General features: G+C 49.0%; 11 protein-coding genes. 9 read left to right on the forward strand and 2 right to left on the reverse strand.

The genetic code is table 11. The features are described from left to right. The first annotated feature begins 80 nt into the window (after nucleotides 1–80). From DXZ20_RS31280 to DXZ20_RS31300, 5 genes are all read left to right on the forward strand, one after another. Complete coding sequence (locus tag DXZ20_RS31280; RefSeq protein WP_163667001.1) at nucleotides 81–836, forward strand: LmeA family phospholipid-binding protein; 756 nt, start codon at nucleotides 81–83, stop codon at nucleotides 834–836. Between the two features lie 433 nt (nucleotides 837–1,269). Beyond that, complete coding sequence (locus tag DXZ20_RS31285) at nucleotides 1,270–1,602, forward strand: hypothetical protein (RefSeq protein ID WP_250565066.1); 333 nt, start codon at nucleotides 1,270–1,272, stop codon at nucleotides 1,600–1,602. 970 nt (nucleotides 1,603–2,572) lie between these two features. Then, on the forward strand, nucleotides 2,573–2,788 hold the full coding sequence (locus DXZ20_RS31290) for a DUF2811 domain-containing protein (protein WP_163667003.1): 216 nt from the start codon (nucleotides 2,573–2,575) through the stop codon (nucleotides 2,786–2,788). 498 nt (nucleotides 2,789–3,286) lie between these two features. Then, nucleotides 3,287–4,477, forward strand: a complete 1,191-nt coding sequence (locus DXZ20_RS31295; protein WP_163667005.1) for an NAD(P)/FAD-dependent oxidoreductase — start codon at nucleotides 3,287–3,289, stop codon at nucleotides 4,475–4,477. 348 nt (nucleotides 4,478–4,825) lie between these two features. Continuing rightward, on the forward strand, nucleotides 4,826–7,027 hold the full coding sequence (locus tag DXZ20_RS31300; protein WP_163702773.1) for a phosphoketolase family protein: 2,202 nt from the start codon (nucleotides 4,826–4,828) through the stop codon (nucleotides 7,025–7,027). Between the two features lie 70 nt (nucleotides 7,028–7,097). Here DXZ20_RS31300 and DXZ20_RS31305 read toward each other — a convergent pair whose 3' ends face one another. Both DXZ20_RS31305 and DXZ20_RS31310 read right to left on the reverse strand, forming a co-directional pair. Next, nucleotides 7,098–8,711, reverse strand: a complete 1,614-nt coding sequence (locus tag DXZ20_RS31305; RefSeq protein WP_163702774.1) for an LTA synthase family protein — start codon at nucleotides 8,709–8,711, stop codon at nucleotides 7,098–7,100. A gap of 160 nt (nucleotides 8,712–8,871) precedes the next feature. Next, nucleotides 8,872–9,369: a YHS domain-containing (seleno)protein gene (locus DXZ20_RS31310; RefSeq protein WP_163702775.1), complete on the reverse strand. Its 498-nt coding sequence runs from the start codon at nucleotides 9,367–9,369 to the stop codon at nucleotides 8,872–8,874. Nucleotides 9,370–9,698: 329 nt separating this feature from the next. On the opposite strand from DXZ20_RS31310, the gene DXZ20_RS31315 reads away from it, so the two are divergent. The 4 genes from DXZ20_RS31315 to DXZ20_RS31330 all read left to right on the forward strand — a co-directional run bounded on the left by DXZ20_RS31315 (nucleotide 9,699) and on the right by DXZ20_RS31330 (nucleotide 16,131). After that, nucleotides 9,699–11,039: an SWIM zinc finger family protein gene (locus DXZ20_RS31315; RefSeq protein WP_163702776.1), complete on the forward strand. Its 1,341-nt coding sequence runs from the start codon at nucleotides 9,699–9,701 to the stop codon at nucleotides 11,037–11,039. Nucleotides 11,040–11,041: 2 nt separating this feature from the next. Continuing rightward, the gene (locus tag DXZ20_RS31320) at nucleotides 11,042–12,562 is read left to right on the forward strand and encodes a DUF5691 domain-containing protein (protein ID WP_163702777.1); all 1,521 of its coding nucleotides are present in this window, start codon (nucleotides 11,042–11,044) and stop codon (nucleotides 12,560–12,562) included. A gap of 95 nt (nucleotides 12,563–12,657) precedes the next feature. Beyond that, the gene (locus DXZ20_RS31325; RefSeq protein ID WP_250565989.1) at nucleotides 12,658–13,797 is read left to right on the forward strand and encodes an ATP-binding protein; all 1,140 of its coding nucleotides are present in this window, start codon (nucleotides 12,658–12,660) and stop codon (nucleotides 13,795–13,797) included. Nucleotides 13,798–13,803: 6 nt separating this feature from the next. Then, nucleotides 13,804–16,131, forward strand: coding sequence for a DUF5682 family protein (locus DXZ20_RS31330; protein WP_163702778.1), 2,328 nt, complete (start codon nucleotides 13,804–13,806; stop codon nucleotides 16,129–16,131). Nucleotides 16,132–16,139: the final 8 nt, after the last annotated feature.

Here is a 16,139-nt window from a genome sequence, read left to right on the forward strand (position 1 = left end):
TAAGAAAAGGTACATAATGTAGCTGACCCCTTAAATCTGGTTTCGGCGTCACAGCCATTGAAATCGCTTACTGATCAGGAATGACATCCTTTGTGTTAGGCAACTTACCATTTCCAGGACAGAGCGGTGACCAAGTCGTCAGCAAGGCGGTGAGTACTGCCATTGCTGCTCTGTTTAAACGTACGGGCAAGCTAGAAGCCACTGTGCGAGCTGAGCCTGTAGCTAAACTGCTCCAGGGAAGCGTTGACGGCTTTGATTTCGTTGGCCACAGTATGTTGATGTATAACGGCCTTCGCATTAAGGCGATGGAGCTGTTCGTGCAGGCTGTGTCAATTGATTTTGGCGCTATTTTTAGAGGGCAGGTGCGCATCAAGCAACCCACCCAGGCATCCATGCGCGTTGTGCTGACTGAGGAAGATTTAACCACATCGTTTAATACCCCATTCGTAGTCGAGAAACTGCAACGGATGGAGTTTGAGGGCCAACCCCTTCATTTCAGCAGTACTGAAATGCTACTGAATGATGATAAGACCATCAGCTTATTGAGTCAGGTGCGCATAGGCAGTATATCGAATTCACCTCAGTTTGTGTCTTTAACGGCTCGTATTGAGGTCTATGACCGTACTAAGCTGGCATTTGTCGATGTGGCCTGTGGTGGCACAGATAAGGACATAGCGTTGGGTAAAGCGATTATTGAACACGTCAATGCTTTGTTAGACCTGGATTCCTTCAGCCTCAGTGGTACTCAGCTGCGTATTGATAAAATCCGTATGCGGAATAAAGAGCTGATTTTCTATGGTGTGGCACACATCAACCAGTTTCCAGGCTGCAAGTAGTTAAGTCCGAAACCAAACTATCTCATAGGAAATTCAAACTACATTCTGGTCTGTTTATATGAGCCAGATTTTGGCAGACCCTGGAATTAGGAACACCCTTACAGGTCGCATCCACTCGATCAGTCGAGCTATTTCTTCAACATCACATCTGTAGCATATTTCTACTACTAAACTTAAATATCTAACCCTTCTTTGATTCAGGTATTTCTGAAAAACCGCAAAATCATTGCAATACACTGATTTTAACCAGATTTAGAAGCTTGTTGACTAGCCTCTGGAATCTGTGACGATGATCACTATTTTTCCTCAGCCAAGCTCAGAAAGCCCTTACGAAACCTTCAGTTACCCGTCAGATAAGGTTCAGCTAGGCCCGGCATCCTGGTAATCAATGGAGCAAATAAATAATTCATTGATTTATCAGGGAGCATCAACCATGAAACGCACACGTCTTTCCGCTTTGACTGTTCTGGTTGCATCCGCTGCCCACTGGTCAGTCAACGCTAGCACTCTCGCCCCCATTGCTGCCGCTGCTGAACCCACCAGTTTCAATCTGCAACAGCAACGCCTTGAGGCACTCGATCACCGCACCAAGACCACGGTTCATCACAAAATTCAGGTTGAATATCTCAACAATCAGACAAAAACCATCGAAGCCATCCAAGTGGCTCGTCTGGACGCCCAAGATGATCGAACCAAGGCCATTGAAAATATTCAAACAGAACGGCTAAACGCCCTAGACGCTAGCACTAAAACCGTAGTCCGCTAATGGATACGACTGCCTTATCAAGTTTGGGTGCCCGGTGCAAACTCCGTTTATCGGTGAAGCTTTATTCCCAGGGCACTCTTTCCTCTCCCAACAACCTTCACACACCAACCCAAGCCTCTGTCATACCGACAGAGGCTTTTTCATGTGATCAAACACACAAGGAAAAACAAAAAAGATCACAAAAACCTTTTAGGAATATAGCTGAAGGAGCCTGTTTATATATACAGAGCACCACTGAGCTCTCCTTATCTCTCCTAATCCTTTAAACAGCAAAGTCCATTGCCCCTGGCAGCGATGTCAGGGATTTTTTTAGATAATCGCCAGAATAACTCGCAGCTAGTGCCCTGGCCAGGTAAAGCGACTCGTCGAAACTGACCACCCAACCGTTTTCGCTAATACTAAATCTGTTGAGCGCTAATAGATATCTACGCTATAGACGTCAATACAACACAGCCCTATAGGTATCCGAACACACAAAAATTCTTATAACATCCATTTTTTAAGGCTTTATATTTCTAAAAAAAATTAAAAGTTATTGGAATAATTCAGAAATATACATTTCTTAATAAAAAAGGATGTTTTCCACAGGTTTCTCCACAAGTTTTCCACAGGTTGGGATAAGTTCTCCCCAGATAGTAACCAAAGTCATGCAAATTCAAAACATCTGTGGAAAACGTCCAATTGACCAGAATCAATTCGTTTGAGTAACTGCATGTAAACAAAAGAACAGCTCAACCCTAATCATCTCGTTAGGCCAAAATCTTCTTAGAAAAATCTAAAGAGTGGGGAGCATTGCTAATTTCTGAGAGCTCCTGCACAATAAAGCTCCACTGACCTAAGTGACCTAGTGATTCTTCTTCTGAGCACTGTCTTCAGGGTGCGGCTAGCATTTGCGTTAGCCATGACAGTCCCTTGAATACTAGGTACTAGTTTGTCATACCTATATCTTCTTGAAGGAGCTTTAAATCTGATGCCCCCAGTTACAGCCCCTGTTACTGTCACCCTTATGGTAGAGATTCCAGAAGATTTGCATCTATCGATCAAAGACTATTTAGATACCCATGAAATGTGGAGTCAGGAACGGATGATGCAAGCTGCTCTATCTTTGTTTCTGCTACAGAATGGCGTAAATCACCCCCATATCAATCGACTCTACCTAGATAGCCTATTTGGCTATACCGCCTAATAGTGATGCGATAGCCATCGCAGTCTTATTTACCTGTTGAGTTTCACTCTAGTAAAAAAGTCTCTGGCCAATTGGCCAGAGACTTTTTATGTCTTTGGTGGGAGGGCTAACCATGAAAGTCAAGAGTTCTCTAACCAACAAAATTTTGTTGTCTTAGAGTCTCTACTAACATAAAAGCATTGGCAAACTGTTACTGCTATGCATGGGTTATGTCCTGGTTAGGATCAAGCCATAACTAACTTCCAAGAGTAAATGCTGAATATGACGGTCCATGGAACGTCTGTACATCCAAAATTTGGAGGTTAATTGATTTTGCTTACTTAGATGCTTCCTTAGAGTAGATGCGCTGAAGAGGGACCTAAAGATGAACCCTAATGACTCAGACCAGTGGCTCAAACCAAGTGTTAAATTTTGAATGGGTGATCAACAGGTAAATGCTTGATTTCAGATTTTAGATTTTGAGTGAGTGGTTGAAACAAGCAAGCTGAGGGATGCTGAATGGAGACGTTTGATTGGATCGTAATCGGCAATGGACTAGCAGGTGCAGCCCTCAGCTATGAGTTAGCTAAGTTAGGACAATCGGTATTACTAGTGGATGATGGTAATCCAGACAGTGCCACTCGCTGTAGCTATGGGGGAATTGCCTATTGGTCAGGCACAGATGCCACTACTAAACAGCTTTGTAAAGCGGGCATTGAACGCCATCGTCAGCTATCAGATGAGCTGGGTAGAGCAACGGAGTTTCGAGAACTCGATCTACTGCTTACATTTGCACCTGGTGTGGATAGCACAGAGTTGGAAGAGCAGTATAGTCGGTTTGCGATCGCACCCCACTTAATCACACCTCAAGAGGCCCAAGCCCTTGAACCCCAACTCAAAATTGATGCCATTGGCGGAGCTTTCACCGTCAAGCATGGCCATGTCAACCCGATTAACACCTTAGAGGCCCTCAATCAGGCCTTTCGCTGTCTGGGAGGACAACAACTTATAGCATCAGTCACTGGCTTAGTACGGATCAACGATCGAGTCACTGGCATAACCACACCGACCCAGGCCTATGCCGCAGGGAACATTGCCGTGGCCGCTGGAGGCTACAGCCGACGATTACTCAAAAACTCACAGCTTGCCGTTCCGCTATATCACACCCATGCAGAAATTGTTGCTTTACCCACCGTCGAGCAGCCCCTACGTACCTTGATCATGCCTGCGGTAGCCAATCGGTTTGAGGCTGAAGCCAAAGCCAGTGACCCAGTCACTGACGGTCTCTGGGATGGCCCCCCCTATGAAATTGCCCCCCCGATTTTGGATACAGGAGTAATTCAATTTTTAGATAAGTCAACCTATATCGGTCAAATCAGTCGGTTTCGCACAGATTTGGTAACAAACTCCATTGATGCGGCCCAAAGTGACGCTAAAATGCGTCAAGCTATCACTGCTCAGTTGCCCTGTTTGAGAGACATCCCGGGCCGCTGGCGACACTGTGTAGTCACCTTTAGCCGCGACGGACTACCGCTAATTGGTCCCATGCCTGGCGTTGCAGGATTACATATTTTCTCTGGCTTTACGAGCCCGTTTGCTATGCTCCTGCCCATTGCCGAGCGATTTGCCCAATGGATCGATAGTGGACAAAAAACGACCCCAGATGGCTTAGTAGAAAAAATGCTCGTCACCCGTTTCGAAAACTCCTAACCCTATCGATACAGCAGCTCATTAATATAGGGTTGCCCTAGTCGGCAACCCTGCCATCTAATGCTGTCTGGGCCAGCAATTGAGAACTACTTGGTAGGTGGTGGCACCGTTATAAAAGCGATACTGGACTCGATCCGTGGTGCCTCTAAGAGCAAAATCAATTAGACAGCATCAAAACAACAACCCATGACATGTCATCATCGTCTGTATTAATCACTGCTTTTATCTATGATCGCTGAGCTTACTATAGAAAATAAGCTATGATTCATGTAAGTCAGCAGGGCTGTAGGCTCCATTGTTGGCATTGATCATTTGCTGCCCATATCTAGTTCAGGGGTTCAAGAGTCCATGACGGTAACTGCTTATGCCACTCCGGCATTCTGTGACGGTATTCAATATTTTGGTGAGGCCCCTGCTGAAATGGCGGCCTACTTAGACACGGCTGCCATTGGTGAAGGGGATGTTGCGATCGCATCCCCCAGTGATCCTAAAGCTGTATATCAGACTGTTCTGGCTGCGGATGCCCTGCGCTATTTAACGCTACAAATGACCGCCAGCAAGCAGTCGGGTCACCCCGGTGGGTTTGCCAGTGTTGCTGATGAGATTGCAGCTCTGATCATGCTCGGCTACAAGAACTTGATTACAGAGGTGGGCCACCATGCCCCTGGTTTCTACAGCACTGTCTTTTTAGACCGCTCGTTAGAAGCTATGGAGATTAAGACGGTCACTCAACTTTGCGATCGCTTCCGCGAAACCCACGGTTTACTGGGCCACTTATCGGGACAGATCCCAGGCCTGTTAAATCCTGCCGGTCCTCTAGGTCAAGGCCAACACTTTGCCATGGCTGGAGCCAAGCTCAACCCAGGCACCCTCTTCCCCGTCACCATTGGTGATGGCGGTTTGGGCGAGCCTTACATCATGAGCAGTATGGCCCACTTCAACACGGCCTATCCCCAGTCCACCAACTTCCTGCCCATCTTGGTGTGGAACGGATTCTCCCAAGAGCACCACAGCATGGTGTCAACCCAGTCCAATGAAGCCATGATTGCCTACTGGCAAGGCAATGGGTTTAAAGACGTGATTTTGGTTGATGCCAAGGATTATGACGATGCCGATCAGCCAGGTCCCTATGTAGACAGCACGGCTTTCTCACTAAAGCAGCGCATGGCCTTTACCCAGGCACTACTAGAAGCGACAGATAAAGCTGCAAAACAAGCACTTTCTGGCACTCTCACCGTTCTCATCGTTAAGCAGCTGAAAGGGGCAGGGGTACACAAGCGTGGCGCTAAGTCCCACAATCTCTATCCCGGAGACACCCTAGACAAAGACTATATTGTCAGCGCTTTGCAAACTCGGGCATTACCTGCTGTTGGGTGGGACTTGGTGCGCACCAACTTTGAGCGATCCAACGGTGGTCCCAACGTTAAGACGGCGGTTACAGAATCAGAACTTGCTTTAGCAGACTTAGGCCAGCTCCCCCTCAACGAGTTCCCAGTGGGGGGTGATAAACAAGTGGCCACCACTGCCATGGGCTTACTGGTAGGGCACGTGGGTCAGCAAGACTCTAACTTTGTTGTCACCAATGCAGACGGTAATGCCGCCTCGGGAATTAACAATATTAACCAGGCCCTGAAGATTGTTCACCCCACCACAGATGATCTATACTTCCAAGGCCCCAATGGTCAAGTTTATGAGCCCCTAAGCGAAGATGCCTGTGCTGGCATGGCCGCTGCCCAGGCCCTATTCGGAGGTCGTAGTTTATGGTGCTCCTATGAGTCTTTTGTCATTAATGGCTTGCCCATTTGGCAAACTGTCACCCAGGCCATGGCAGAGTTACGCAGAAATACCCCCTCTACCATCTGTCTGTTTACTGCAGGGGCGCTAGAACAAGGGCGCAACGGCTGGACCCACCAACGTCCAGAAATTGAGAACTACTTTGCCGCTATGATGCGCAACGGCAATGTGTTTCCCTTGTTTCCTGTTGATGCCAACAGCATTCAAGCTTGTTATGAGTGGGCTGTAGGCACCAGCAATAAAGGCATTACCATTACAGCCAGTAAGTCTCCTTTACCCATTCGCACCACGCTGGCCCAGACCCATGAAGCCTTAAAAAGTGGTGCCATTGTCCTTCAAGAAACACCAGGGGAGAAAACTATTGTCTTTGCTGTTGTGGGCGATATGATGCTGCTGCCAGTTATGGAAGCGGCTGAAACCTTAGCTCAAGCAGGCATTGGTTCTAAAGTTGTTGCCATTGTTAGCCCCAGACACCTCTATCGTTCCACCGACGTTGCTTGGGAAACCTGCCGCAATGGGGATGACACATTCTTAAGTGATGAAGACTTTGCCACCCTATTTGCAGGCGATGCTCTGTTGGGTGTCACAGGTGGCTCTAGCGCCATGTTGGAGCCGGTCATGCTACGCAGCACGCTACCCCGTGATGTGATGGCATGGAAGCGTGGTGAAACAACAGCCAACGCTGGTCAGCTGTTTGCCTTTAATGGGTTAACGGCAGAAGCATTGGCACACCGGGCAAAATCCCTAATGGCTTAAGGGAGGGATTAGTAAACATAGATCGAGGAGGAAGGTTTTCCTCCTCGGCCTAAAAGGTAGTGATGATGGTTTACTTGCTCGCATATACCCGATAGCGAGGATTTTCATACACCACTGGTAAATCGACAAGATGTTCAGCATTCGTGACAGCATACTGGCCTTTGTACTTGTCCATCAGGGCCTTTATTTGGGTGGCATCTAAGTTGTTGTAGGCTGCAGTCAGATCATTGCGGATAAGACGGCGAGTATCTTTACGCAGGTCGACATAACTCAGCAGGTCGATACCGCCACCTAGATCCGTAATGCGGGTAAACCAGGCATCAACATCTGCAGATGAAGCACTGGGTACAAATCGAAACTTAGCGACTGATGGATGGTCAGAAAGCCAGGGTAAAGCACTCAGATCAACCGGAGATGAGACAACAACGTCACCATCGGGAACATGTTGTTTAAGCCAGTTAGCCGTGGCAATCATTTCGGGATTTACGCCTTGGGCTTTACTAGGAAAGGTTTGCAAAGCCATGCCTTTGTCATAAAACCGGGTGGCCTCAACACCAAAGCCAAAGAGAATTACCAAAGTAATTGCGATCGCACCCATGGGATACCGAAACAACAGCTGTTCTAGAGCCAACGCCAAAAAGAAACCCGTGCCTAACGCCAGCATCAAGTCGCCAACACGAAACGGGTAATATTGCAGAATTTGGCCATTGCTATCAAACGGAGCCACTAATAGACCCGCGCCAAACAAGATGAGCGTACACAGAATAAAGCACACAAAGTCTGCACGATGCTTGGCAATGGTCTTGTCTTGCGGTGTTTGTTTGGGGTGCGATCTCAAAACATAAACAACACAGCCTGTAAAAACCAGCAAATAAGCCAGCAAATATAACCACTCATCCTGGGGCCAGGCAAAGGGGTTCACATGATGGGGGTTACGCAAAAAAGAATATATATAGGACGGAGAGACTCCCCCCCCTTCAACCGGTCTTAGCAACTGGGTGAAAACAGCTATCCAGGCAAAGATCCCCGTCACCAGATAAATGGGAACTGCCGCCAACCAACGGCGGCCATCCAGCAAAACCTTGGGCTGACGCCATAACAGCCACAACAAAATAGCAATGGATGCCCAGCCACCCACCAACGCATGGAATGATGCAGCAATCCCTAACAACGCCACCATGCGCAAATATCGACCGGAAAACATGGCCGACAGTGCCATAAAAATAGCGCTATAGGCAAAAATCTTAGGTTCAATGCTCCCTAGTAACCACTCCCCAGCGATTACCCCCTGGGGCCTACGCACATAAACAAACAGACCAATGGCCACCAGCAGGGTTAGCAAACGAATCCCCAAACTGCGTGCTAGGGTCCACAGGCCAATCGCTAGGGCAAGATAGCCCAGAATCCGTCCAATGATGGATGTGGCTAAAAATCCAACCGTCGCTGTGAGGTGACCAAATATAAGTTGAAACAGCAGCCGATAACCGGATGGCTCACTGTAGTAAATATCGTTTGCCAGCCAGGTGGGGTCTGCAAAATGACGAGCCATGGGCAAATGATGTAACTCATTGACCGAGCCCATATTGCGGATAAATAAAAACTTGAGACACAGAAACAGCGTAATGGTGGCAACGGGCAGTACCCAGGTTTGGATTGCAGACTGTTTCTGACTCAAAGAATTCACAGGTATCTCAATTGAACAAGCTCACCTGAAATCCTACAGTCTCAGGCGACGCCAGTGTACCATTCACATTTGAATACATTGGCTAGCTGATACCCCATTGGCTGAGCGAAGCCGAAGTCAACAGGGTATCAGTAACTAGCTGGGCGAAGTCGAAGCAGCCTTAATTCGCTAGCACACCAGGCCAATTGGTATCAGCTTTGGCAATGTAACCAGGAATATCTTGGGCCCAACGCTGTTGAATCTTATCGTTGTAGTTCAGATATAGTTTGCCATCGACAATCTTCCAGGCTGTGGGTTCAATGGGGGCAGTGCTACCCTGGCTGACGGCATAGGCGCAGAAACCACCATACTGGGGGGCATATTCCTCAGGGTTAGCGGCAAACAGATCGCGGTTCTCTGCTGACGCAAACTGCCAGGTTGCACCTTCCCAATCATGGGTAAATTCTTCACTACCCGGCGTATAGTCACCCTCAGTAAAGTAAGCCACGGGATCGGCTCCACGAATCGCAACATTATCTTCAGCAAATACGGCATAGGTGGGTGCTGCAGCCTGTTCGGTGCCCGCTGGAGCCGTCGTGGATGTAGTAGTGGATGTGGCACAGCTAGCCAATAGCATTGTGCTAGCAAGGGCTAGAGGAAGCAGAATTGAGCGTTTCATCGCACAGTGAACTAAGGGTCACTTCAATTAATACGCACTCAACCTGAAAACCGACTGAGAAATATAACTTAATTGGCTGAAGTTCTGGGTTATTAGGTATTGGTTATTAGTTGTCTGTCGATTTTGCCAGTGGGCATTGGAGAGTAAAAAGGTCTGACAGTCCCTGACTGAGGCAATGGATTAGTAAACTTCATAGTTAGCAGGCTGTCAGCTAACTCTTTATCGACTGCTGTGGTTAATCGTATGGGCATACTTTTTTTCAGTAATATTGGCTCAACAAGTACATTTGAACTAATATAATTGCAGTCTGGTGAGGCAGTAGCGGCAGTATGGCTGGAGCATGGACATCTGAGCAAGTGCTGGCACTGTCGCCAGATGCAGGTTCCACAAAGCGGGGGAAATCCTTGGCCAATGTGTCAAGGTGGTCATTGCTGGGTCATGCGGAGCAGGCTGTGTGGGGTGAGTGCAAGGGCAGTGGTAAAAAGCCCTATCGCACTCAGATTGACCTGAGCGAACCGGCCTTTCGCTGCAGTTGTCCTAGCCGCAAGTTTCCTTGTAAACATGCATTGGGTTTGTTTTTGCTCCTGGTAGAGCAGCTTGAAGCGTTTGGCAACGATCCTCCCCCCGATTGGGTAACTGAGTGGTTAGAAAAACGCGCTCAAACAGCAAACCGTCAGCAAATTAAGCACAAGAAAGCGGCGGCGGACCCAGCAGCCCAGGCTAAGCGAGCCGAAAAAAGAGCGGCAAAAATTGAAGCTGGCCTAGAGGACTTAACTCAGTGGTTGGCGGATATTATTCGCCAGGGTCTGGCGGCTTTGCCAAACCAGCCCTATAGCTTTTGGGATCAGGCGGCAGCCCGATTAGTGGATGCTCAAGCACCAGGATTAGCCCGACGAGTACGCAGTCTAGGTAGCATTCCCCATTCAGGCCAAGGTTGGCCCGAGCGCATGCTAACGGCACTGGGGCAGTTGCATCTGCTGGTGGAGAGTTATGGCAGATTAGATAGTTTGACACCCGCCATGCAGGCGGAGGTGCGATCGCAAATTGGCTGGCCCCAAACCCAAGATGACTTGCGGCTGCGGGTGGAAAAAGCGGATCCGCTGGTGGACTGTGTTGCTGACACCTGGCAAATTCTGGGCAAAGTTGTGATTGAAGAAGACAAGTTGCAAATGCAGCGTACCTGGCTGTGGGGTTCTGAGAATCAAAAATCTGCCCTCGTGCTGAACTTTGCCCATGGGCGACAGCCACTGGATGTCAGCCTGATACCAGGCAGCAGTTTCAGCGGTAACTTAATTTTTTATCCAGGAACTGGGCTACAGCGTGCTTTTATAGACCTGCGGGAAAACACCACCGCCCAAGTACCACCGCCCACTGGAAACACCATTGCAGCTGCCATCGGTCACTATGCCCACAGCCTCAGTCAAAATCCCTGGCTAGAGAGATTTCCCCTAACCCTGGCCCAGGTTTGGCCTCTCCCCAGAGAAGATAGCTGGTGGTTACGAGATGCAGCCAGGAAAGTTCTCCCCATTGCACCCGGGTTTCAACGCGGGTGGGAGTTATTGGCCTTAAGCGGTGGCTATCCGCTAACGGTCTTTGGCGAGTGGAATGGCAGCACATTTCTGCCCCTCAGTCTTTGGTCTGGGCAGCAATTTCACCCATTAGGAGACTGACAATGGAATACTGGAAAACCCTCTTAAACACCGCCTTAATCGGCACCGATCGTCAGTCTCCTAATCCTCCTAAAACGTTAGGTACACTGACGACGGCCCTGGGTCAACTCAATTGGCAACAGCCTGAGCGCTCTATCTTGTCAGCAGCTGGTGCTATAGCTCTTTATCAACAGGTGGGGCAACTACCGATAACGGTAGATTGGGCATTACTAGACCCCTGTGCTGATGAAGATTTACCCTGCTGTTCTGCTCAAACCGCCAGACATTTAAATACTATCTTGGCCGAACATCCAGCCATCATGCCGGAATTGTTGAGGCTACTCACGCAGTCTCAACAGCGTGTCCCAGAACAGTTGTTGCCTAAACTCCTCCATTTTGGGCGACAACGATCAGAACTTCGTCCGCAGATTACAGCCGTTATTGGTAAGCGAGGTCAATGGTTGGCCAGCCAAAACTCAGCCTGGGAATATGGCTCAGCCCAAAGAATGACTGAGTTCCATGCAGATTCAGCCGCTTGGCGCGAGGGTAGCCGTAGTGAGCGGGCTTTATTTTTACAACAGTGGCGCGAGACAGATGCTGATGCAGCTAGAGAAGCGCTAGAAGCTGTGTGGTCCTCAGAGTTAGCCAAGGATCGAGCAGCCTTAATCTCTTCCCTGGCCTGCAATTTATCCATAGCCGATGAACCTTTTTTAGAAAAAGCACGTTGCGATCGCGCCCAAGCTGTACGCCAACAGACCGTTGGGCTACTGGTAAAACTGCCAGAGTCTCACCTATGTCAGCGCATGGCCGAACGAGTCAGTCAGTTTATATCGCTTCAAGCCAGTACTTCAGAATTAACTATCAAGGTGACTCTCCCGAAAACATTTGAACCGGTGTGGGAAGAGGATGGAATCACATCCAAAACAGTAGCTGGGCTGGGAGAAAAAGCGAGTTGGCTATATCAGATGCTCACCAGTGTATCCCTGCACCATTGGCATGGAAAACCAGCCGCCATTGCCTACGCCATTAAAGAACACCAATGGCAAGACATGCTGCTCAAAGGATGGGGCGTCGCCGCCCTACGCCAACAAAATACGACCTGGGCCAATGCCCTAGTTAAGGAGTTTGACCTGCAACAAATCGATGAACGGTTGTTGTCAGACCTGTTGACATTATTAACGATCGAGCAGCAGGAAACAGCCTTAAGGGAGAAAATACCCAGCCAAAAAGATGACATCATCCATTGGCTACATCAAGTGTCTAGATGTTCTCAGACGTGGAGTTTAGAGTTCAGTCAGCTGGTGTTAGAGAAAATTCTCACGCTAGCTAATAATAGCGATCGCAACAACTATGGATTGCATTACTTATTAAAAGAAATAGCCATTGTTCTACATCCCGATTTAACCCCAGCCATTGCTGAGCCCTTAACTCAGATGCCTGAAAACGACAGTCGGTTTTATTGGATAAAAAGCGCATTGGATGAATTTCACGAACATATGCATTTTCGATACGAAATGCATCAGGCATTTAAGCCCAGCGGTTAACCAACCCCACTTACACCCCTCCCAAGAGGGGAAAAGTCATCCTATGGCAACTCTACTCTTTACCTTCTATTCTCCACTTTTTATCTAACCCTCCCATGCCAGCAACAAAATCAACAGCTCAGTCCGCTAAGCATAAAACCTCCAAGTCAGAGACAGCAGAAACTATTCTGCGGCAACACGCAGAGGAACAGTTTGCCAATGAACTAGCAGCCCTGGCTGACGCTGATGACCGACAACGACCGCCTAATTGGCAGCTGTCGCCCTGGGCAGTGGCCACCTATCTAATGGGTGGAACGCTGGATAGCGGAGCGGAGATTTCCGCTAAGTATGTGGGCAGTCGACGGCTGATGGAGGTTGCGATCGCCACACTTGCCACCGATCGCGCTCTGCTCCTTTATGGCATTCCTGGAACTGGCAAATCCTGGGTGTCCGAACACCTAGCCGCTGCCATTGCCGGAGACTCCACCCTACTGATCCAGGGCACAGCAGGTACCAGCGAAGAAGCCATTCGCTACGGCTGGAACTACGCCCAGTTGCTAGCCAAAGGACCTTCCATGGATGCCATTGTACAAAGCCCGCTGATGAACGCCATGGCAACTGGCAAAATCACCCGCGTAGAAGAACTCACCAGGATTCCAGCAGATGTGCAAGATACATTAATTACAGTCTTATCAGAAAAGACATTGCCCATCGCTGAACTGGGGGAAGAGGTACAAGCCCAAAAAGGATTTAACGTTATTGCCACCGCCAATAATCGGGATAAAGGGGTAAATGAACTCTCCAGTGCCCTCAAACGACGCTTTAATACAGTAATTCTGCCCGTACCTAGCCAGGTAGAAGAAGAAATTCAAATTGTACAAACCCGTGTGGAGAGTCTAGGAAAAGCGTTAGAGTTACCGACTGAAGCACCTGCTCTCAATGAAATTCGACGGATCGTTACCATCTTCCGAGAGCTGCGTAATGGAGTAACCGAAGATGGAAAGACTAAACTGAAGTCTCCCAGTGGCACCTTGAGTACAGCGGAGGCAATTTCTGTTGTGAATAGTGGTATGGCCTTAGCCGCTCACTTTGGCAACGGCAGCCTCGATGCCGAAGATTTAGCAGCAGGCATACAAGGCGCAGTCGTAAAAGACCCTGTACAGGATGCCGTGGTCTGGAAAGAGTATTTAGAAACCGTGGTGAAAGAGAGAGATGGATGGATGGATATTTATCGCGCTTGCCGGGAGTTGGCTTAAATCATTATGAGCATCCACATTTTTGGCATTCGTCACCACGGTCCAGGCTCTGCCAGAAGTCTTTTAAAATCACTCCACACCCTTCAACCCGACATCGTTCTCGTAGAAGGCCCCCCCGAAGGAAACGACGCTCTTGCTCTCCTTGCCCATGAGGACATGCAACCGCCTGTTGCCCTACTAATCTATGCCCCTGAACAGTCAGAACAAGCCGCCTACTATCCCTTTGCAGTGTTTTCACCTGAGTGGCAAGCTATCCAGTACGGGCTAAAGCAGAATATTCCCGTACGCTTTATGGATTTGCCCCAGACACATCAGATAGCGGAGCGGCTAGCGCAACAGCAGCCTAATGCAAAAAGTGAAGGAGAAAGAAGTGAAGAGGCAAAGAATGAAGAGTCAGACAGAGCATTAGAAGCAAAGGGTCAGTCTGATGGTTCTCCCAATTCCCAAGCTCCTGTTCGATCAATTCCAGCAGACCCGTTAGCTTGGTTAGCTGAAGCAGCAGGCTACAGTGACAGCGAACGCTGGTGGGAACATATGGTGGAGCAGCGTCAGGATAATACCGAGATTTTTGAGGCAATTTTGGAAGCAATGTCGACACTGCGGCAAGAAATTGAGCAAACCCACCCATCAGATGTTGAAAATCCGCGAGATCATCGAGAAGCACAGCGAGAAGCCTATATGCGCCGCACGATTCGTCAGGCAAAAAAAGAAGGATTTGAGACAATCGCAGTGATTTGTGGTGCCTGGCATAGTCCGGCTTTATGTGAGCCCTTACCAGCTCAAAAGCACGATAATGCCTTACTTAAAGGGCTACCCAAGCTCAAGGTAAAGGCCACCTGGATTCCCTGGACCTATGGAAGATTATCCAGCGCTACTGGCTATGGGGCTGGTATTCACTCTCCCGGTTGGTACGACCATCTTTGGCAGTCGTCCCGCCCTCAAAAAATAGCCATTGGTTGGATGACCCAGGTAGCAAGATTATTACGCCAGGAAGATATTGATGCTTCTTCTGCCAGTGTGATTGAGGCAGTACGATTGGCGGAGGCCCTGGCTGCGATGAGAGAGTCTGCGATGCCGGGTCTGGATGAACTGAATGAAGCCACCCAGACCGTACTTTGTTTTGGTGATGCAACGCCCATGCAGCTGATTCACCAAAAGCTGATTGTCAGTGAGCGGCTAGGGCGGATTCCAGCAGAAACACCATTAATTCCGCTGCAGCAAGACCTACAGCGCTTACAAAAACGCTTGCGACTCAAACCAGAAGCCAATGAACGCCTTCTCACCCTAGATTTACGTAAAGACATAGATCTAGAACGTTCCCATCTGCTACACCGTTTGAGCCTGCTAGATATTCCATGGGGCCAACCCCAAACCACCAGCGGTAAGGGCACCTTTAAAGAAGCCTGGCAACTACGTTGGCAACCCGAGCTCAGCCTTGCGGTAATTGAATCGGGACGTTGGGGCAACACCATCGGAGCAGCGGCCCAGACCTATGCCAAGTATCGGGTAGATATCGCCCCTGATTTGCCATCGTTAACTAATTTGCTAGATAACGTACTGCTGGCCGCACTGCCCGATGCTGTCACCTATTTGCTGAGTCAACTGCAGGCAATGGCAGCAGTGTCCAGCGATATAGCCCACTTGATGGCAGCACTACCACCGTTGGCAAATGTGTTGCGTTATCGTGATGTGCGCCAGACAGATGGGACGATCGTAGCCCAAGTGGTAGATGGATTAGTGGCACGGATCTGCATTGGTTTACCGGGAGCCTGTGCGTCTTTAGATGATGATGCGGCAGCGGCCATGCTGAAGGCGATTAATCAGACAAATAGCGCGATTAAACTACTGCAAAATGGGCACCATGGCAGGGCATGGTCGGCAGTGTTGTTAGTGCTATGCGATCAACAATCGCTCCACGGTCTCATCGCCGGACGCTGCTGCCGCTTGCTCCTCGACGAAGGCAGCCTAGAACCAGAAAAGGCTGCTCAGCGCATGGGCCTAGCCCTTTCCCTAGCGAATGAGCCGCCACAGGCTGCCGCTTGGGTTGAAGGCTTTTTACAAGGTAGTGGCTTGTTGTTGCTCCACGACGACATCATTTGGCAAGTCCTAGATGACTGGGTGACTAGCTTAACCAATGAGCAGTTCACTGCCCTATTACCACTGTTGCGTCGCACCTTTACAGGTTTCTCACCACCTGAACGACGACAAATGGGAGAACGGGTGCGGACTGCGGGCTGCCAACAAACGCAAGTCACTACAGTCACAGATTTTGACACAGAGCGTGCTGAATCAACTCTGCCCCTCATCGCCCAGCTTCTAGGTCTGCAACTATAATCGCAACC

Source organism: Adonisia turfae CCMR0081 (assembly GCF_011009555.1).
In the GTDB taxonomy this organism is placed as follows: domain Bacteria; phylum Cyanobacteriota; class Cyanobacteriia; order Phormidesmidales; family Phormidesmidaceae; genus Leptothoe; species Leptothoe turfae.